We start from the raw sequence: 19,475 nt of genomic DNA on the forward strand, positions 1-19,475 counted from the left end.
CCTTGACCTGGGTTCGGAGCCGCGGTGCGCGGCGAAGCCCTCCCCCGCCCGCGCTGCGCGAGGCAGGCGGGATGCGGGGAGGTCCGTGGCGGGAGCGCTAGCGGTCCTGCAGCAGCCGGCGGCGCTCGTCCTCGGTGAGCCGCGCCAGCTGGCCGGGGCGGAAGTCCTGGCCGCGGCCCACGAGCTGCACGAGGTTCGCCGGGTCGTAGCGTTCCTTCGGCGACAGGCTGGCGCCGGTCGAAGGCTTGGGCACCTCGTCGCGGTTTTCGGGCTGCTCGTTGCCGAAGCCCAGCACGCGCACCGTGAAGACCGAGGGCAAGGCCTGGCGCGCGGCCGTGCGTTCGCGCTGCACCGTGTCCTGCGCGGCCATCGCGGCTTGCGAGGCCGCTGCGCTGGCATTGGTGAGCGCGCCGACGTTGACCGACGCGATCACCGGTAACCCGGCTGACTCGCCCTTGACCTGGATGTTGGCCGCGTTGGCCACCTGCAAGGCCGCGAGGTTCACGTTGCCCGAGACCCGGATGCCTGCCTCGCCCGCGTCGATCGTGCCCAGCGGCGCGATCAGGTCCACGTCGCCCGGCGGCACCTCGGGAATCGGATCGAGCGTCGCGATGCCCGCGCCCGTGCTCGGCACGTTGGGCGACAGCTTCACATTGCCCAGCGCGTCGTATTCGCGCTTGGGCGGCGTGTAGACCAGCGTGGTCTTACTGCCGCGCCCGGCGTTGATGTCGCCCTCGGCCGACCAGCCGAGGATGTCGCCGCCGAAGGTGGTCATGATGCGCGACAGGCCCAGCAGGATGCTGCCCTTGCTGTACATCTGGATGTCGCCCTCGCCCTGCGTGAGCAGGCCGGCGGGCGTGACCTCGTCGCCCGTCGCGGGCACCACGCCTTCCACGCCCACGACCGTGCTGCCGCCCGGCGTCAGGGTCTGGATCGCGCCGCCGGCCACGGTGCGCACGCCCGCGTTGGTGCTGGCGCCCTGGAACAGCGTGATGTCGCCGTTGCGCGCCACCGGCCGGCCGGCCGCATCGAGCGTGGGGAACAGCGCGGCGATGGCCTCGCGGCCGCGCAGGTAGCTGCCGTAGCGCTTGCTGTCCACGTCGTTGTACTCGCGGCCACCGGCCGTGAGTTCGGCATAGAACACCTGGCGCACGAACACGCGCTGCTGCTCGCCGGGCAGCGCCTCGAAATAGCGCAGCGCCTCGGCCGCCGTGCCCGAGAAGCCGAAGCGCTCGCCCAGCCAGGCCGCCAGCTCCGCGTCGTAGGTCTTCGCGACCTTGCCCGGCTGGTCGGCCAGCGCGCCCGAAGCATCGATGAGGTTGGCCGGGTCGAGGTAGCGCTTCGCGAAGCCCGCGACATCGCTCGCGCCCTCGCCCGGCGTGCCCGCGCCCAGGCCGGCCTGCAGCACGATGCCGGCGCCCGGGCGCTTGTCGGCCGCCGAGACCGGTCCGAGGCTGGTGAGGCTCGCGCGGTTGCCCAGGTAGATGTCGCCGCCCGCGCTCACCTCCAGCGTGCCCGGGCCGAGGATCGCGAAGCCGGTGGCGCTGCCCTGGTTGAAGATGTCGCCGCCCGCGGCCACCATCGACACCTCGGCGGCGCTGCCGTGCGCGATCAGGCCGCCGCTGTTGACGACGTCGCCGCCGGCCAGCATGCGCAGCGGCTTCGAGGCCAGGAAGTACTGGCCCTGCGTGCCGTCGAAGCTGCTGCCGATGTTGCGCACCTCGCCGATGGCGACGCTCTGGATGTCGCCGCGCAGCGCATAGACGTGCGAGACGGTGCCGCTGCCGGCCATGCTGTCGTCGCTCAGCGTGTTGGGGCCGAACATGAACGGCGTGCCGCCGGTGCCGTTGTAGCGCCCATTGTAGGGGCTGTAGGCGTTCGCGTAGATGATCAGGTTCGCGATGCCGTCGATCGCCGAGGTGCCGCCGCGCCAGTAGTTGCTCGCGAGCATCGCGGCATCGTCGAAGTCGCCGGGCGTCATCGCGCGCCAGGCCGGCCGCAACGGCGTGGCGATGGCGTCGGCCGAGGTGCCCAGCAAGCCGATCGGCGAGCCGGCGTTGCTGCTGTTGTTCGCGCTCACGCCCGACACCCGGTTGCCGGCCAGCAGCTCGAGCTGGCCGGTGGGCGACGGCATCAGGTAGTCGTCCTGCTGCCGGCCCGCGAAGTAGATGCTGCCGCCGGGCGCCACCGCGCGCAGCACCGAGGGCAGGAACGCGGTCGTGGTGTCGGACGCGGTGCCCAGCGGCGAGAGGTTGCCGCCGGCCGAGAACAGCTCGATCGCGGTGGCGTTGGTCCACAGCGTGTACCAGCTCGAGGCGGCGCCCTCGCTGCCGTCGGCCAGGCTGACCCGGGTCTCCAGCCGCTGGATGCCGCGGCCCGGATCGATCACGCCGCGCAGCACCAGGTCGCCCAGCGTCTGCACGCTGACCCGGCCGTCGCCCGGCGCGAACACCGCGCCGCCGCGGCTGGCGGCCGAATAGGCGATGTAGGGATCGAGGCCGCGCGGGTCGTCGTTGAGGCTCACGCTGTAGCTCTTGAGCTGCATCACGCCGAGGCTGGCCGCGCGCAGCGCGGTGTCGCCGCGCAGGTTGGCGTACTGGCCGCCGTAGATCCGGCCGTCTGCCTGCACCGAGAGCAGGCCGCCGCCGGTCTGCGCCACCGCGCCGTCGATCACGCGGCCGCTGCCGCCGACCGCGACCACGATGCCGCGGCCGCTGGTGGGCAGGTCGGTGTCGGCGAGGTCGGTGCCGATGTCGCCGCCCGCGCGCACCCGCGCATTGCCGCCGCCCAATGCGCCCAGGCCCGCGTAGGCCGCGAGACCGAGGCCCGCGTAGTCGGCATACACGCCGGGGCCGTCGAGCACGTAGGAGCCGAACATCACGCCCCAGCCGGTGGCCTGGCCGAGTTCGCCGGCGCCTTGGCGCAGCAGCCAGCCGCCGACCAACTCGGAATTGCTCCCCTGCAGGCCGCGGATGTTGCCGCCGGCCGCCAGCGTGAAGTCGCCGCCGCCGGTCGTGTACCACATGCGGTTCGGGTCGATGGCCGCGAGGTAGCCGTCGCGGTCGCCGAGGTTGCTGCCCAGCGTGGTGCCGTCGGGCTGCAGTTCGCGCGGCGCGTTCCAGACCGTGCCGGCGCCCGTGCCCGGCACCCAGGTGCCCGCGGTGTACACGCCGTAGAGGCTTTGCTGCGTGTAGTCGCCCGCGGCGAACAGCTCGAGGTCGCCGGTGCCGGTGCGCACCACGCTCGTGCCGGGCGCCTGCGGCCCCAGGCCCTTGCCCTGCAGGTTGACCTGGAACGGGTCGTTGAGCGTGATGCCGCCGCCTTGCGAACGCACGGCGCGCGAATCGCTGCTGCCGAGGTCGGCGCCGCCCACCAGCCGCATCGACCACGAGGCGCTGCCCGCGCCGAGCATCGGCGCGATGGCCCAGATCGCGCGGCTGCCGGTCTGCGCCAGCGCGCTGCTCACGAACATGCCGGCCGGCAGCACGCTGCCGGCCGCGAGCTCGACCGGGTCGGCCAGCTCGAGGCCGTTGAGCACGGCCACGTCGGTGCCGGCGCGCCAGGTCGTGGCCGCCATGCGCATCCCGTAGATCGCGACGTTGCTGAACTGGATCGCGTTCATGCCCGCGCGCAGCACGGTGCCGGCCGGCAGCCGCAGGTTCGCCGTGGTGGTGCCGATCACGCCGACCAGCGTCGAGGTGTTGGTGCCCGCGGGGATCACGCGGCCGGTCGGCAGGATGATGTCGGCCGTGGTGACCACGTTCGCCTTCACGCGGTTGTTCAGGGTGTTGCCGCCGAGCACCACGTCCATCGGCAGCGGTGTGTCGTCCGACAAGGTCAGCAGCGTGTTGGCCGGCAGCGCGAGGTCGAAGCCGAGCACGCCCCCATACGGCAGCTGGCTGCCCGCGGCGAGCGTGAGGCCGCCCGCGGGCACCTGGTAGTCGGTCTCCAGCGTCACCGAGTTCAGCACCTCGCGGTAGACCTTGCTGTCGGGCGAGTCGGGCGGCGGCGCGAAGCCGTCGTTGATGCTGCCGTCGATGTGCAGCTCGCCGCCCGCGCGCAAGGTGAGCACGCCGGCCTCGCCCGCCCCGCGCGTGCCGTTCGCGCCGGTGCCGTAGCGGTAGCCCGAGAGATCGAGGTCGCCCACGGTGTGCAGGTCGCCGCTGCTGCGGATCTCCACGCCGGGGCGCAGGTGGAAGGCGTCGCCGTCGATCTTCAGGCCCGCCAGGCGGCCCTGCAGGCCGGCGTTGTTCCAGGCCGCGTCGATGAAGGCGCGGCTGCGCGCGTCGATCTGGTCGAGGCCGACCATGCCGTCGGCGCCGACCGGACTGCCGTTGGCATCGCCGTTGTTCTGCTTGACGCTGCCGTTGGCGTCGGTGGGCTCGTAGGTCCAGAAGGCATTGACCGCCACGCTCTTCGCGCCGCGGATGTTCAGCGGCGCGGGCGCGTCGATGCGCAGGTCGCCGCTGGTCTCGCCGGTGCGCGGCGCGTTGATGTCGAGCTGGCCGCGCGCGATGCCGTCGGCCGCGCGCAGGTCGAAGCTGGCACCGCCGGCCAGCCGCACCGTGCCCTGGCTCGAGCTCAGCGCGATGCGCGCGCGGTTCGCGGCATCGATCGGCGCGCCGCGGCTGTCCACGGCCAGTGCGGTGGCATGCGCGTCGAGCAGCGCCGAGGCCTCGAGCGCGAGCTCGTCGCGCGCCGACAGCACGATGCTGCCGACGCCGCGGCCCGACGCGTCGAGCGTGCCGCCGATGCGCAGGCTGCCGCCGTCCACCACGATCGTGATCTCGTGCGCGCGCACGCCGTCGCCCACGCGCAGGTCGCCGTTCTTCACCGTGAAGCTGCGCGCGCCGAAGAAGCCGGCCTCGCCGAGCTGGCGGTTGAGCTGCGCGAAGGCGTCGTCGCCGAGGCGCGCGGTCGTCAGCGCGAAGCGGCCGTCGGCGAAGTCCGCGCCGCCGCCCGCGGCGCGCAGCGTGCCCACGAGGCTCACGCTGCCGTTGGCGGCGCTGGCCGAGAACGAGCCCGCATCCTGCCGCGCGGCCGAGACGTCCACGCGCGAACCGGCCGCCAGGTCGATATTGCCCTGCGCGCTCTCGAGCTTCAGGTCGCCGCCCCAGCTCGACTTGCGCACGTCGAAGAAGTCGATGCTGCGGCCCGCGAGATCGATGGCCGCGCCGTCGCCGAGCGCGATGTCGCCGTCGGCGCGCACCGAGAGCCGCCCGCTGGGCAGCGCCAGCGCGGTGTCGAGCCGCACCGAGCGCGCCTCGAGCGCGAGGCTGGCGCCGAGCGTGTCGAGCGCCGCGGTGTCGGCACGGGCGCCACCGTCGGGCGCGATCGCTTCCAGGCGCCCGCCCGCCACGTACTTCATGCTGGAGCCGGCCTCGCCGGTCCACAGCGGCGTGACGATGCGCAGGTCGCCGCCCGTGCGGCTGCCGTCGGCGGCCTGGGTGCCGCCCACGGTGAGGCTGCCGGCGTTGTTCGCGCTCACGCGGTCCGCGGCATGGATCTCCACGCCGGCGAAGCCCAGCGCGAGGCGGTCGAGCGCGGTCTGGCGCTGCGGCCGGCTCAGCGCGTCGTAGCCGAACAGCACCGTCTGCGCGTCGATCACCAGCCGGCCGCTGCCGGTGCCCGGCCCGCCGGCCTGCACCGGCGCGGGCGCCACGCTGGCATAGGGGTTGTCGGCGCTGCCGACGCCGGTGCCGATGCCGTTCCACACCAGGTTGCGGGTGGCGATGCGCACGGTGTCGCCGGCACCGCCCCAGCCGTAGAAGGCCGGCGTGGCGAACACCATCTGCACCGGCGAGTCGCCGGTGTCGAGCGTGACCGTGCCGTAGAAGTTGAAGGCGCCGCCGGCCGTGAGGTTGAGCCGCTCGAGCGCCGGCACGCCGGCTTCGGCCGAGGGGCGCAGCAGCCGGTCGAGCACGGCCTGCGTCAGGTGCCAGCCCTGCGGCTGCACGCCCGCCGCCGCGGCCGCGGCCAGGCTCTCGGCGGTGCCGATGCTGATCTGGTTCTGCGCCACCGTGAGGTAGCGCGCGCCCATGTCGACCTCGCCGAGCTCGAGCGCGCCCGGTGCCGCGAAGGCGATGGTGCCTTCGGTGCGCAGCCGCGCGCCGTCGGCCACGGCGATGGTGCTCGTGCCCGCCGAGGGCAGGAAGTCGAGCAGGCCGTTGCCCACGGCCAGCACCGCCGGGCCGCCCGCGAACTGCCCCGACGAGAGGCTGTTGGCATAGACGTAGCCGAGTGCCGAATCGATGACCCGGCCGCCGAAGCCGCGCGTGTCGATGCCGGCGCCGCCCTCGAGCGAGATCGCGTCGCCGACCAGGAACACCTGGCCGGCCTTGAGCACCGTGCCGTCGCGCAGCACCACGCCCGGATGCTCGCGGCCGTCCTGGCCGAAGTACATGCGCGCGCTCTCGCCCAGGGTGCTGGCACCGTCGAAATAGCGCCAGGCGCCGCCGATCGCCAGCGAGGGCGCCGCGAAGGCGTTGAGCGCGCTGTCGGCCAGCGACAGCCGGCTGCCGTCGCGCACCGCGTCGGCGGCATCGCGCGGCCGGACCTCGATGAGCTTGCCGTCGGACCCCACGAACATCAGGCCGTCGATGCCGCGCGCCTCGCCGCGCGTCGCGCCGCCGAACAAAGCCGTGCCCTCGAAGCGCAGCGGTTCCTGCACCTTGTCGCTGGCGCGCAGCTGCAGGTCGAGGATCTTGCCGTCCTCGGGCAGGCGCGAGCGCACCGTGCCGAACTGCTCGGCCTGCGCGAGCAGGAACTCGCTGAAGCCGGTCTCGTTGTACTGGGCCAGGTCGCGCACCGCATCGGCCGGCGTGAGCAGCACCTGCGTGGGCACCGCCGCGCGCTTGGCGGTGCCGGCCACGCGCTGCACGGCGCTGGCCAGCCACGAGCCGCCCGCGGCCGTGGTGGTGCCCGCCGTGCCCAGGCTGCGCAGCGGCAGTTGCGCGCCGAGCTCGACGCGGAAGGCGCCGGGCATCAGCGCGAAGCTCGCGGGCATCAAGGTGTAGGTGCCCGCGGGCAGGCCGGGCACGCCGGCGCCGATCTCGATCTGCGCGCCGATGGCCGGATCGCCCGCGCCCTTGTCGAGGATCACCGGCGCATAGCCCGGGTCGTGGCCCGGCACGATCGCGTAGACGCCGTTGCCGGGCTGGCTGAAGCGGCGCAGCGAGGCATTGGCGGGATTGGTGTTGACCAGCGGGGTATTGAGCACGTTGACCGAGCCGCCGCGGCCCGAGGTGAAGCCCTCGCCATGCAGCACGCCACCGCCCGAGAGGTCGAGCACCGCGCCGGCCTCGCCCACCAGCCGCGTGGCGCCGATGCTGATGCCGCTGACCAGCGCGTCGGTGTCGGCCGACTTGGTGCCGCTGTTGTCGCCGCGGCTCACGTAGGTGTCGGCGAGGTTGTACTGCGTGGTGTAGCGGCCGTTCTTCGCGAGGCCGGCATAGCTCACGCCGTCCACCGTGCCGCCGAAGGGCATCTCCATGCCGGCGGCGCTGACCGAGGTCAGGCTGCCGTCGCGCAGGATCACCGTGGGATCGGTCAGCTTCGCGTTCACCGGGCCGAAGCCCGGGCCGCCGTTGAGCACCAGCACGGCCTGCCAGTCGGTGCCCAGAAAACCGCCCAGCGTGTTGATCGAGATGTTGCCCAGCGGCGCGCGCACCACGCCGCCCTGGTCGACGGTGCCGCCGAGCAGCACCAGCTGGCCGAAGGCCGAGTACGGCACCTCGGGCACGCTGCCGGTGCTGGAGCGGATGGTGAGCGTGCTGTCGGGGGCGATGCCCGTGGGGCGGTTGCCCGCGACCAGCGCCGCGTAGGCGCCCGACATCGGATAGACCTGCGCGGCGCGCACCTCGAGGTTGCCGCTCACGTTGAAGCCACCGGCCAGGCGCACGTCGCCGCTGCTGTGCAGCGCCACGTCGGCAAAGCCGTCGAGCACGATCCGGTTCTGCGGCAGCGAGCCGACGCCGTCGGGCGAGCCCGCGCCCTTCACGCCGGTGGCGCCCGAGAGCACCGCGCCGTAGAGGTCGATCAGGTCGGCCGACAGGGTCAGCGCGCTGCGGCCCGCGGGCGCGGCACCGCCGCCGGCCAGCGCGAGGCCCGGCATGAAGGTCGGCGGCAGCGTCTCCTTCAGGTCCCAGTTGCCGCCGTCCAGGCGGATGTAGGGCGCGGCGATGCGCACCTGCGCATCGGGCGTGCCGTCGGCCACGGTCAGGACGCCGCGCTTCAGATTCAGGCTGCGGCCGAGCTGCAGATCGAGGTCGCCGTCGAACAGGATGCGGTCGTGCGCCGACAGCGTGAGCGCATCGAAGCCGCCGGCGTGCACCTGGTCGGCGCCGAGCGTGGCCTGGCCGTAGACCAGCCGCGCATCGGCCTCGCCGGGCGCGAGCTCGGACGCCAGGCCGCTGGGCGTGGCGTTCTGCACCAGCCGCACCGTGTAGAGCTGGTTGCGCGCCGCGCCGACCGGCTCGCGCGTGGGGTCCTGCAGCCGTTCCTGCAGGTACAGGCCCAGCGAGCCGCCGAAGGCGTTGGCGCCGCCGGCCTGCGCGCGCAAGGTGCCGTCGAGCACGATGCCGCTGTACGAGCGCATCTCGATGCCGCCGCCATCGCCCGCCAGCGTCACCGTGCGCGACACCGCCGGGCCGTTCGCGCCCGCGGCCGCGTCGACCTCGGCCGCCGCGCCCGAGGCATCGAGCAAGGCGCCGGGGCGCACGATCACGTAGGCATCGCTGAGGCCCACGGCGATGGTGCCGCCGCCGGGCGCCACGCCGTAGGCACGGCCCTGCGTGTCGTGCGCCACGTAGGCGCGGCCGGCCACGTCGAGCACCGCGGCCTCGCCGATCCACACCGACTGGCCCGCGGTCGAGAGCAGCACGTTCGCGCCCTGCGCCTGCGGCAGGCTCGCGAGGTCGATGCGGCCGCCCCAGGCATCGAGCCGGCCTTCGACGCTGAGCTGCCCGTCGGCACGCAGCGCGATCGCCGCGCCCGGATCGACCGCAACCCGCGCTTCGCGGCCGATGCGCAGCGGCGCATGGTCGGTGGCGTTCAGCGCGCCGGCCGTGAGCGACAGGCTCGCGCCCGCGCGCTGCGTGAGCGTGGCGGCCTCCGCGTCCTCCGCATACACGGGCGGCGTCCAGCGCGACAGCGCCGCCTCGGGCGCGGCGCCCGTGGGCACGAGCCGCGTGCGCTCGGCATCGACGCGCAGCACCGGCATCGCGACCTCGAGCCGCGTGCCGTCGCCGACCTCGAGGCCATCGCGGCCCTGGATCGCGTAGCGCGAGAAACCCTGCTGGAACAGGCCGGTGTCGAGCAGCGTGCCCGCGCGCACCGGCAGCGCCGCGAGCGCGGTGCTGCCGCCCAGCACCAGGGCGCCGGCGGGAATGCGCAACTCGCTGTCGACCACCGTGCCCGCGGCATAGCGCGTGGTCACCGGCGCGATCGGCACGCCGGCGGGGAAGGCATCGGCCGGAATGGTGTAGCCCGCGGGCAGCGTGCCGTTGAAGCGGCTCAGGGCGGTGCCCGCGGGCACCACGCTGCCGCCGAAGTAGTAGATGCCGCCGGTCGACTGCACGTAGAGGCCGCCGGCCGGCACCACCCAGTCGGCCGCGACCGTGAGCGAGGCGCCCGCATCGATCTGCGGCGCCGTGGCCGCGGCCAGCGTCTGCCCCGCCGCCACCGCGCGCACCGTCACCGCGAAATCCGCGGGCACGGTGCCGCCGGCCGCCACCAGGTAGTCGCGCTCGAGCTGCAGGTTGACCGCGGTGGTCTCGCCCGCGGCCAGCGTGCCGTTCAGGCCGTGCACGCCGGCGCCGATGCCCACCGCGCGGCCCGAGCCCAGGGTCAGCGTGCCGCCGCCCGCGACGCCGAAGCCGCGGATCTCGCCATCCAGCCGCAGCGGTGCGTCGATCGGCGCGTCGCCCGGCAGCACGGCATAGCCCGCGAACAGCGTCACGTCGCCGCCATGGCCCGCGACCAGCGCGCCATTGGCCTTCAAGGCCGCGCCGGAGGAGCTGTCGATCAGGCTGCCGGCCGCGAGCGTCACGGCACCCGCGCTGCGGAGGTCGACCGTGCCGCCGTCGACATAGGGCAGGCCCTGGCCGTTGCTCGGATCGAGCTGCAGGTTGGTCCACAGGCCGCGCGTGTCGAGCGTCGCGCCATTCGCCACCGTCACCGCGGTTGGATGGGTTGGGTCGGACGGCATCAGCGTCTCGACCGTCACGCCGGTGGTGGAGGTCGTCTTGAGCACATTGCCCAGCGCGATGCTGCCGCCGCGCGCCCTGAGGTCCGCGTTCACCTCGACCTGCTGCGCATGCAACTCGATGCGACCGCCGGGCACCACCGCGAGCGCGCCGTCGACGCGCACGCTGTCGCGGCCCACGGCGATCAGCGCGCCGAGGTCCCAGCCGTCGAGGCGATCGCTGTCGACATACAGGGCGTCCTTGCGCGCCTGCGGCAGCGGGCCGTCGGGCACGATACCGTCACCGAGCGCGGGCTGGTCGCCGCCGAACACGATGTGGTCCACGGTCGGTGCGAGGTTGTGGAACACGCCGGTCGGACCGTTCTTCGCATCGGTGTTGAAGGCACTGGTGTAGCTGCCGAGGATCAGTTGCGCGGCGAGCGCCGCGGCGTCGTGCGACTGCGCATAACCATCGATGCCGCCGTCGCGCTTGATCGTCTGCCGCGGGCCCTGGTAGACGCCCGAGCTGATGTCGCCCTCGAGCACGGCCGCGCCGGTCGAGACGATCAACTGGCCCGCGTCGCGGCCCACCGTATAGCCGTTCTCGAGCCGCTGCTGCGGCCCGATCAGCGGGTTGTAGAAGAAACCCGTGGTCTTGTCGCCCCAGCGCTTGTGCGCGTCTTCGTAGCCCTTGTAGAGGCCCGTGTACTGCACATCGGCCGGCGCGCTCGACACCTCGTAGAGCCGCCCGTCGGCGCCCTTGAGCCAGCTCTGCTTGATCATCCCGGTCTGCACGTCCAGCGTGCCGCCCGAGAGATTGATGTTCGAGCCCGCCTGCGCGACCAGTTCGTTGCCCGCGAACACCACGCTGCCGCCCTGCGCGCCCCACTCGCCCACCGTGTGGCCCTGCAGGCCCAGGTAGCCGCCGACCTCGAGCAGGCCGCCCGGCGTGTACCAGCGCTCCTTGTCGTAACCGCCCACGCCGGCCGCCACGCGCAGCAGCTTGCGCCGGTCGATCCACACGTTGCTGTTGTTGAGCAGCGTGGTGTCGCGGTTCAGCGGTGCGTCGCGCTGCTCGTTGCCCTGGATATTGATCTCGACGTTGTTCGAGGACATCGCGACCTGCACGCCGACCGCGCCCGAGACATCGAGGCGCGCACCATTGGCGACGGTGCTGCGACCCGTCTTGGCACTGACCGCGATCTGGCCGCCCGTGGCCAGCGTGGTGGAGCCGCCCTCGAACAGCACGCCGCCGCCCGAGACGATCTCGATGCGCGACTGGTCGCGCCGGTCATCGAGCCGCGCGAGGTTGTCGAAGACATCGGCCGCCGCGACACGACGCGCCAGGTCCTGCACGGCGGAGTCGGCGATCAGCGCATCGCGCTGGCTGTCGAGCGCGGTGCGGCCGTTCTGGTCGTCGAGCAGGATGGCGTTCAAGCCGCGCGCGGTCACCGTGACGCTGCCGAGCTTGTCGCTGGCCGCGTTCAGCAGATGGATCGTGCCGCGCGTGTCGACCGTCGTCGTGGACACGGCCACGCCGTCCTGCACCACCTTGCGGCCCGCGAGCGTGATATCGCCTTCGGGCGCCTGCAGCAGGCCGGTGTTCGTCACCGCGCCCGCCGTGCTGTCGGCATTGAACTGCGGCGCCACTTCATTGCCGCGCGTGGTGGAAGTCTGGTTCGCCGCGGTGCCTTGGCCGGGCCGCACGATGAAGAAGTCGCCGGCAGCCATCTGCACCTGGCCGCGTGACGTGGTGATGGCACCCGCGTTGCTGACCTCCTTGCCAAGCAGCAGCGCATAGCCGCCGCCCTGCGTGACCGTGGTTGTCGGCGCGGTGTTGATGCGAGCGCCTGCCTGTACGTCGACCTTGCCGTCGGCATCGGTGAAGCTCGGCGTGTAGGCGCCGTTCGCCTGCGCGCTGTAGATGCCGCGCGTCTTGAACTGCTCGTCACCGATCTTCGCGGCGGCCGCCACGAGGTTGCGCGTATCGGTCTGGCTCGATCCGCTGAACACGATGCCGTTGCGGTTGGCGATCAGCACCGTGCCGTCGCCCTTGATCTGCCCCTGGATCTGCGAAGGCCGCGCCTGTGGGTCGTTGACGCGGTTGAGCACGGCCCAATCCGCCTGCTGCTTGAAATCGACCGTCGTGCGCTTGCCTACGTTGAAGGTCTCCCAGTTGAGGATCGCGCGATCGCCGGTCTGTTGAATGGTGACCGTGGTGCGGCCATCGGAGCCTTGCGACTGCAGAGGGGCCTGGGCATTGAGCCAGCCCGCGGTCAACGAATTGGTGTCGACACGAAGACCACCGTCCGCGAGGCCATCGGGCACCGACGAAGGATCATCCAACGCCGCTTGCCGCGCAGCGGCTTGCGCGGCCTGCTGCGCCGCGATCGACTGCGCCGCAAGGTTCAGATTGCCGAGCGAGCGTTGCAACTGCTCGCGCGCCTGCTGCTGTTGCGCGCTCGGCGTATTGAGCGAAGACACCGGCAGGCCATTGGGCAGACGCCCCGTCGCGATCGCCTGTCCCTGCGCGATGTTCTTCTGCGCCATCCAGGCGGCACTGAATGCGCGTTGCTGCGCATGCGCCGCACCCGCCGCGCCGATCGCAGCCAGCATCAGCGTGATGACCCGCGCCACCGGTGCCATCCTGAAGACGGAAAGCTCCCCGCCCACTCCGTTGTCCTTCGCGCCGCGCCCTCTTGTGTTCATGCCAGTTCCGCCGTGGTTGAGTCGATGCCATGCGGCCGCCCTGCGATGGGCAGCCATGGATGCAGAGGCACTCGCTTCGCACGCCATGCAAAGCAACACCCCATTGCGGCTATGACGTGCGACCTCGGCGCGATCCCCCAACTATTTTTCGCGGCGGGAATGGCGCGCGCGTGAAGCCGCGCGCGTCATCGCGCGGTCACATCCGGGGGTGGAAAAAAACGAAGGCGCTCAGCTCAGCACGAGCACGCCCGCGGGCAGCCGCCGGGCCTTGAGCTGGAACGAGTGCTGGAGCTGCGAGAGCGCCGATTCGAGCGAGGCGACGAAGAAGCGTCCGCTGACGGGATCGCTGCCGGCGGCCTCGTTCATCAGCAGCACGCGGCCGGGCCGGTAGCGGTTGATCTCGTCGATGACCTGCGCGAGCGGCACCTGGCTGAACACCAGCTCGCCGCTGCGCCAGGCCGAGACGGCCGCGGGTTCGATGCCGACCACGCCGCCGATCGACGCCATGTCGTAGAGGGTCTGCTGCCGCGCCTGCAGCAGGCGTTCGCCGGCCGGATGCGCGACGCGCACCGTGCCCTCGAGGCAGCTCACGCAGACCCGGCCCGCGAGGTAGCGCACCTCGAAGCGGCCGGACTCGGCCATGCTGCGGCCCGGGCCGGCCGCGACCTGGAAGGCGGGGCTGCCCGCGCGCAGGTCGATGGCGGCCTCGCCCGCCAGCAGCTCCATGCCGACGACGCGGCCACCGGCCTCGACGCGCCGCACGCTGGTCTGGGTGTTCAGCAGCACGTCGATGCGCTCGGCCAGCGCGATGGCCTGCTGCTCGCCGGTGCCGGTGTGGAAGTCGGCGGTCCAGGTGCTGGCCGCGGGCCACAGGCCGAGCGGCGGCCGCACCACCGCGATGCCGGCCACCGCCAGCGCGCCCACGGCCGCGCCGACGAAGGCGCGGCGGCCCAGGGCCGGTTTGGGCATCGCCCCGCGCAGCGCCTGCCGGTGATGGGCCAGGGTCTGCGGATCCTCGCGCAGCAGCTCGCCGAGCGCGGGCTTGAGCAGCTGCCAGCGGCGCCGCGCCTCCTCGAAGGCGGCCTGGTGCGCGGGGCTGGCGCGCTTCCATTGCAGGAAGGCCTCGGCATCGGTGTCGCTCGCGCGCCCCGAAGTGAGCTGGCGCAGCCAGGCCGCGGCCTGGCGCTGCAGTTCCTCGGGTGGCGCGATGCCGTCGTGGGGCGATGTCTTCATGGCTTCAGGGCCGGCGATGCCTCGCGGGAATCCTTGTCTTCACCTGCTATGACGTTCGGCACCGGCCAAATCCCCCAACTATCTCTTGTCATGGTTCATGCGCGCTTCGCAGTAGTCGTGGGCGCGCTTGAGTTCGTGCTCGACCGTGCGCACCGACACGCCCAGCAGGCGCGCCACGTCCTTCTGCGCCATGCCTTCCCAGCGCACCAGGATCAATATCTCTCGCCGGCGCTGCGGCAGGCCGCGCATCACCTTCACCAGCGCATCGAGCTCGGAGCGCGCCTCGGCGCTGCGCGCCGGGTCGGGCGCGGGGTCGGCGAGTTCCAGCAGGTCCTCGACGTCGTCGCTCGACAGGGTGCGCCCCTGCTTGCGCCGGATGTCGATGGCGATGTTGACCGCCATGTGCATCAGGTAGGCGGTCGGGCTCTGGATCGCGTCGTCGGCGGGCTGGCTCTGCACGCGCAGCCAGGTGTCCTGCAGCGCGTCGCCGGCCAGGTCGCCGTTGCGCAGCACGCGCGTGAGCCGCAGCTTGAGGCTGGCGTAGCGCTCGACCAGGTAGTCGAGCAATGCGGGTTGCGCGCCTTCGGACATGTCAGCGCGCCGCGTTGCAGTAAGGCGCGTCGCGCCGGGTGCGCGGCAGCACGATCAGGGTCAGCGGCTGCGGCATGGCCGCGGGCGGCGGCTGGTCCATGCGCACGCCGCGCAGCGTCTGCAGCAGCGCCGCATCGCGCGCGCCGTCGCCGCTCGAGCCCAGCAGGCGCGGGCGCAGGATGCTGCCCGCGGCGTCCACCTCGAAGCGCAGCAGCGAACGGTAGCTGCCCGGCGCGGTGCGCGGGTTGGCGCACAGCGCGGCCCAGACGCGGGCCTGGAGCCTTGCGTCGTAGCCGTCGTCGTCCTCATCGGCGGCCGACGCATTGCCGAGGACCGGCGGCGGCGCCGGTGCCGTCGCCTCCTTGAGCACGAAGGCCTCGGCCGGTCCCTCGTCGGGCCGTTCGGCGACCAGGCCCGTGCCCTCGAGCAGCAGGCGCAGCGCCGATTCGGGCGAATGGCGGCCCTGCACGGCCGAGGAGATGCGCCCCTGTACGGTCGCGCTGCGAAACAGCGTCGAGCGCCGCGACTGCGCGGCATAGCGGCCCAGCGCATCGTCCAGCGGCAAGGCGGGAATGTCGAAGTCGAGCAGCGCCGTGGCCGCCTCGGGAACCGGCGGCTGCATCGCGTTGTCCGCGGCCCAGGCGGGAGTCGCCAGCGTGCACACCATGCAGGTCGCGGCCCGGAGCCTGCTCAGGAGGCGCGCGTTAAGGCGCATCCGCAGCGGGTCTCGACGGCGGCCGTGCCGCACCCAGGGCGTGGCCGCGGGCGGGACGATGGGAAAAGTGGGAGGACCGACACGGCGCAGGCACTGTTGGGAACCCGCGATCTTGGCGCCCGACGATGACTGATTTGTTACTACACCGCCGCGACACCCCGATGGCCGCGCAGGAAGCGGGCGACATCCTCGGTCGCGATGCCCCGCTGCGCGTTGTAGGTGAGACCGACATCCCAGGCCACGCCGGGCTCGCGCGCGAAGGCCAGCCGGTACTTGCGCATCGTGTCCTGCGGCTGCTTCGCGAGTTCGTCCTCGAGCATCGGCACGCTCCACTCGATGCGTTCGACCCGTGTCTGGAAACGCTGCTCGACGAGATCGGCCAGCCGGCCATAGCTCAAGGTCTCGCCCGCGGTGAAGAAGATGCCGCTGTGGTCGACCGGTTGGGTGAAGAGAATGTCCGCCGTGAGCCGGCCGATGTCCTCGGGCGTGGTCACCGTCACGCGCGTGTTCCAGCTGCCCAGCGCGTTGACGCGCAGGCCTTCGAGGTCCACCACGCCGAAGGCCGGTTCGAACAGGAAGCTCGTGAACATCCCGGTCGACACGATGAGCCAGTGCGTCGCCTGCTGCGAGCGCAGCATCGCGCGCACCGCGATCTGCTCGTCGAACAGTCCGCCCGCGCTGCCGGCCTCGATGGTGTCGTAGTCGATGCCGAACTGCCATGGCACATAGCGCGCGACGCCGGCTTCGAGCGCCGCGGCCGTGAGCTTCAGTTGCGTGCCCGGACCGCCGACGAAGCCCGTGCAATTGACCACCGTGTGGAACGCGCGAAAGATCCGGGCCAGCCCGTGCGCATCGGACGCAGCGATGTCGGCATGGATGACGGCCACCTTCAACGTCGCCAGTTCTTCGAGCAGCGCGCGCCGTACGGGCGATGGCGACGACGCCGTGTCGGGCCGCAGCAGCACCGAGATCCGCGCGCCCTCGCGCTCGGCCCTCGCGGCCAGTGCGCGAATTACGCGCGATCCCAGTTCCCCGGCGCCCACCACCAGGATCTCGAGGGCGTCTTGTCTTGTCTGCGGCATGGATGCATCTCCGATCAAAATCGGCAGTTGGACCCGGCCCCCCCCAATGAAAGAAGGCACACGCGTGATACCGCAGGAAAAAATCGAAGCGCTGATCCGGCAATCGCAAGCCGCTTGCGATGCGCTCAGCGACGACGACGACGGACTCAAGCGCGAAGTGCTCGCGCATGCCGGCAGCCGCTGGTCGCTGGGCGTGGTGCATGCGCTGGGCGTGTCGGGCCGGCTGCGGCATGCCGAGCTGGGGCGCCGGCTTTCGGGCGTGACGCAGCGCATGCTGACGCGCACGCTGCGGGCGCTGGAGCGCGACGGCCTCGTGCTGCGCTTCGACCACCGGGAGGTGCCGCCGCGCGTCGAGTACGAGCTCACGAGCCTGGGCCGCGGCCTGCTCTACCAGATGATTCCGCTGTGGACCTGGGTGATCGAGAACGCCGAGGGCTTCAGAGAACGGCGCCGCGCGTTCGATGCGGTGCACGGCCAGCCCGAGGGGCCGACACCATGAACATCCGCATCCGCCAGGAAACGCCCGCCGACGCCCCGGCCATCGAAGCCGTCACCATCGCGGCCTTCGAACACGCCGCGCACACCAGCCACACCGAGCAGTTCATCGTGCGGGCGCTGCGCGCGCGGGGCCAGCTCACGGTGTCGCTGGTCGCCATCGAGGACGAAGCGATCGTCGGCCACGTGGCCGTGTCTCCCATTCGCATCGATGGCCAGACGGGCGATTGGTACGGCCTGAGTCCCCTCTCGGTACGGCCCGACTGCCAGGGCCGGGGCATCGGTTCGCAGCTGATGGCGCAGGCCCTGGACGCGCTGCGCCTGCGGCGCGCCGGTGGCTGCGTGCTGCTGGGCGATCCGGCCTATTACGCGCGCTTCGGCTTCAGGGCCGAGCCCGGCCTGACGCTGCCGGGCGTGCCGCCCGAGTACTTCATGGCGCTCGCGCTGGCAGGAGCGGTGCCAACGGGCAGCGTTGCGTACAGCGAGGCCTTCGACGCGACGGCCTGAACTAGCCGCGCGCCAGGAAGCGCTCGGCCGCCGCGACCCCTTCGCTCTCGCTGCGCACGAAGTCGAAGGACAGCCCCAGCACCTTGCCCGCGCCCTGCGCCGCCAGCCGCACCGCCGCGGGAATCGTGCGCTCGCCCGTGACGATCACCAGGCCCGCGCAGAACGCGCGCATGCGCTCCTTGTGGCGCTTGAAGAACAGCGCGCGGCGCTTGCGGTCCTCGTGGCTTTCCTCGGGGTGGTCGCCGGGCAGGTGGTCGGTCAGCAGCACGAAGCGCTCGCCGCGCTCGAGCAGCGTGGCCAGTTGCGCCTCGGTGTCGGCGTCCTGCGAATCGGCCTGCGGGTCTTCCTTCAGGAACACCAGCGGAAATCTCGTCGTGTCGAACAGCATCGCGTTCTCTCCAGAAAAAATGGGAAGCCTTCGTGGGGCGCTCGATCCGTCAGTACAGCTCGTGCCTGACCGCGTGGTCGTAGTGCGCGTCGATCTGCGCGATCTGCTCCGTGCCGAGCTCGGCCGCGGCATCGGCGCGCCTGCCCAGCGCGGCCATCATCTGGCCCACGGTCGGCAGCGCATCGCGCGCGAGGCGGGCGCTGTCCTGCCACAGCCGGGCGCGGTTGATGGCCTTGCCGCAATGCAGCAGCACCTCGTCGATCCGCACCACGGTCGCGGTCTTGGGAATGCGCTCGCCCTCGCGCAATTCGTTCAGCAGCCCGGCATCGGTCGAGACCCGGCCGCGGCCATTGATGCGCAGGAAGAGTTCGAGGCCCGGGAACAGGAACACCATCGCGAGCCGCTCGTCGCGCCGCAGGTTGCGCATCGACTCGATGCGGTTGTTGCCGGGCCAGTCGGCGAAGGCGACCGTGTGCGCATCCAGCACATGGACGAAGCCCGGCGGGCCGCCGCGTGGCGAGGCGTCGAGCCCCTGCTCGCTGCCGGTGGCGAGGCAGAAGAAGGTGGCCCGCGCGAGATAGGCCTCATGGAAGTCGACCAGGTGATCCAGCACCGCCTTCTGGGTCATCTCGGAGGGCGCGGCGTACAGCGCGTCGAGGTCGGGTTCCGGGGCCGGGTCGTCGAAGGAAGGGCGAGGTCTTGGGTTCATGGCACCCAGCGTACGGACAAAGGCCTTGGCGGCTGTAGACTGGATCGGCCAATCGATAGCTCTCATCCGCCATGACCGATCCCATTCTTCGCCTGGCCGGCCTGGTCGACCGACCGGACGGCCCGGTCCTCATCGCGGCCGAGGGCAGCCAGGGCGAGGAACTGGCCTCGGGCCCGCACCGCCATGCGCGCGGCCAGTTGTTCGGCTCGCTGCGCGGGCTGCTGTCGGTCGGCGTCGAGGACGGCGTCTGGATCGTGCCGGCCATCCACGCGGTCTGGCTGCCGCCGCACCAGGAGCATTCGGGGCGTTCGCACGGCCCCTTCCATGGCTGGAGCGTCTACGTGGCGGAGCCGGCCTGCGCCACCCTGCCCCCACGGCCCTGCACCATCCGCACCTCGGGCCTGCTGCGCGAGGCGGTGCTGCGCGCCTGCAGCTGGCCGCTCGAGGCGCCCAAGCCGCTGGACGAGAGCCGCGCGCACGTGGCCGCGGTCATCCTCGACGAGATCCGCAGCCTGCCGGTCGAGCCCTTCGGCCTGCCGCTGCCGAGCGACCCGCGGCTGCAGCGCATCGCGCACGCACTGATCGCCGAGCCCGCGGACCAGCGCGACCTCGAGCAATGGGCGCGCTGGGCGGCAGTGAGTTCGCGCACGCTGAGCCGGCGCTTCGTGCTGGAGACCGGCTTCAACTTCACGGCCTGGCGGCAGCGCGCGCGCATGATGCGCTCGCTCGAGATGCTCGCGGCCGGCGTCTCGGTGACGACGATCGCGCTCGACCTCGGCTATTCGACCCCGAGCGCGTTCATCGGGCTGTTCCGCCGCACCTTCGGCGAGACGCCGGCGAGCTACCGGGCGCGGCTGTGACGC

At 72.3% G+C, this 19,475-nt stretch carries 10 protein-coding genes; 3 read left to right on the plus strand and 7 right to left on the minus strand.

The annotated features are described in order from the left end of the window. Positions 1-97: 97 nt before the first annotated feature. The 5 genes from AC07PU_RS04250 to AC07PU_RS04270 all read right to left on the minus strand — a co-directional run bounded on the left by AC07PU_RS04250 (position 98) and on the right by AC07PU_RS04270 (position 16,513). Entirely contained in the window at positions 98-12,892 is a 12,795-nt protein-coding gene (locus AC07PU_RS04250) for a filamentous hemagglutinin family protein (RefSeq protein ID WP_495315498.1), read from the minus strand. Positions 12,893-13,120: 228 nt separating this feature from the next. Then, positions 13,121-14,125, minus strand: coding sequence for a FecR family protein (locus AC07PU_RS04255; protein WP_495315500.1), 1,005 nt, complete (start codon positions 14,123-14,125; stop codon positions 13,121-13,123). A gap of 78 nt (positions 14,126-14,203) precedes the next feature. After that, the gene (locus AC07PU_RS04260) at positions 14,204-14,716 is read right to left on the minus strand and encodes an RNA polymerase sigma factor (protein WP_093349994.1); all 513 of its coding nucleotides are present in this window, start codon (positions 14,714-14,716) and stop codon (positions 14,204-14,206) included. 1 nt (position 14,717) lies between these two features. Beyond that, on the minus strand, positions 14,718-15,338 hold the full coding sequence (locus AC07PU_RS04265) for a TonB C-terminal domain-containing protein (RefSeq protein ID WP_495315502.1): 621 nt from the start codon (positions 15,336-15,338) through the stop codon (positions 14,718-14,720). Positions 15,339-15,571: 233 nt separating this feature from the next. Continuing rightward, entirely contained in the window at positions 15,572-16,513 is a 942-nt protein-coding gene (locus AC07PU_RS04270; protein ID WP_495315504.1) for an aromatic alcohol reductase, read from the minus strand. Positions 16,514-16,559: 46 nt separating this feature from the next. Between AC07PU_RS04270 and AC07PU_RS04275 the strand changes: the two genes are divergently transcribed. Together AC07PU_RS04275 and AC07PU_RS04280 are read left to right on the plus strand one after the other, a co-directional pair. Continuing rightward, positions 16,560-17,012 carry a winged helix-turn-helix transcriptional regulator gene (locus tag AC07PU_RS04275; protein ID WP_296799944.1) on the plus strand — a complete coding sequence of 151 codons (453 nt, stop codon included), beginning with the start codon at positions 16,560-16,562 and terminating at the stop codon, positions 17,010-17,012. Then, on the plus strand, positions 17,009-17,515 hold the full coding sequence (locus AC07PU_RS04280; protein ID WP_495315507.1) for a GNAT family N-acetyltransferase: 507 nt from the start codon (positions 17,009-17,011) through the stop codon (positions 17,513-17,515). The genes AC07PU_RS04275 and AC07PU_RS04280 overlap by 4 nt, the downstream gene beginning before the upstream one ends. A 1-nt stretch (position 17,516) precedes the next feature. On the opposite strand, the gene AC07PU_RS04285 is transcribed toward AC07PU_RS04280, so the two are convergent. Together AC07PU_RS04285 and AC07PU_RS04290 are read right to left on the minus strand one after the other, a co-directional pair. Continuing rightward, positions 17,517-17,903: a hypothetical protein gene (locus tag AC07PU_RS04285; RefSeq protein ID WP_495315509.1), complete on the minus strand. Its 387-nt coding sequence runs from the start codon at positions 17,901-17,903 to the stop codon at positions 17,517-17,519. Between the two features lie 49 nt (positions 17,904-17,952). Further along, positions 17,953-18,612: a pyridoxamine 5'-phosphate oxidase family protein gene (locus AC07PU_RS04290; RefSeq protein ID WP_495315511.1), complete on the minus strand. Its 660-nt coding sequence runs from the start codon at positions 18,610-18,612 to the stop codon at positions 17,953-17,955. A 71-nt stretch (positions 18,613-18,683) separates the two neighbouring features. Here AC07PU_RS04290 and AC07PU_RS04295 point away from each other — a divergent pair, with 71 nt between their 5' ends. After that, positions 18,684-19,472: an AraC family transcriptional regulator gene (locus AC07PU_RS04295; protein WP_495315513.1), complete on the plus strand. Its 789-nt coding sequence runs from the start codon at positions 18,684-18,686 to the stop codon at positions 19,470-19,472. The last annotated feature ends 3 nt before the right edge of the window (positions 19,473-19,475 follow it).

This window comes from Variovorax sp. GW821-FHT10D07 (genome assembly GCF_059415325.1).

Coding starts and splice junctions, on each gene's coding strand:
- AC07PU_RS04250 (WP_495315498.1), bottom strand. CDS start 12,892: ATGAACACAAGAGGGCGCGGCGCGAAGGACAACGGAGTGGGCGGGGAG.
- AC07PU_RS04255 (WP_495315500.1), bottom strand. CDS start 14,125: ATGAAGACATCGCCCCACGACGGCATCGCGCCACCCGAGGAACTGCAG.
- AC07PU_RS04260 (WP_093349994.1), bottom strand. CDS start 14,716: ATGTCCGAAGGCGCGCAACCCGCATTGCTCGACTACCTGGTCGAGCGC.
- AC07PU_RS04265 (WP_495315502.1), bottom strand. CDS start 15,338: ATGCAGCCGCCGGTTCCCGAGGCGGCCACGGCGCTGCTCGACTTCGAC.
- AC07PU_RS04270 (WP_495315504.1), bottom strand. CDS start 16,513: ATGCCGCAGACAAGACAAGACGCCCTCGAGATCCTGGTGGTGGGCGCC.
- AC07PU_RS04275 (WP_296799944.1), top strand. CDS start 16,560: ATGAAAGAAGGCACACGCGTGATACCGCAGGAAAAAATCGAAGCGCTG.
- AC07PU_RS04280 (WP_495315507.1), top strand. CDS start 17,009: ATGAACATCCGCATCCGCCAGGAAACGCCCGCCGACGCCCCGGCCATC.
- AC07PU_RS04285 (WP_495315509.1), bottom strand. CDS start 17,903: ATGCTGTTCGACACGACGAGATTTCCGCTGGTGTTCCTGAAGGAAGAC.
- AC07PU_RS04290 (WP_495315511.1), bottom strand. CDS start 18,612: ATGAACCCAAGACCTCGCCCTTCCTTCGACGACCCGGCCCCGGAACCC.
- AC07PU_RS04295 (WP_495315513.1), top strand. CDS start 18,684: ATGACCGATCCCATTCTTCGCCTGGCCGGCCTGGTCGACCGACCGGAC.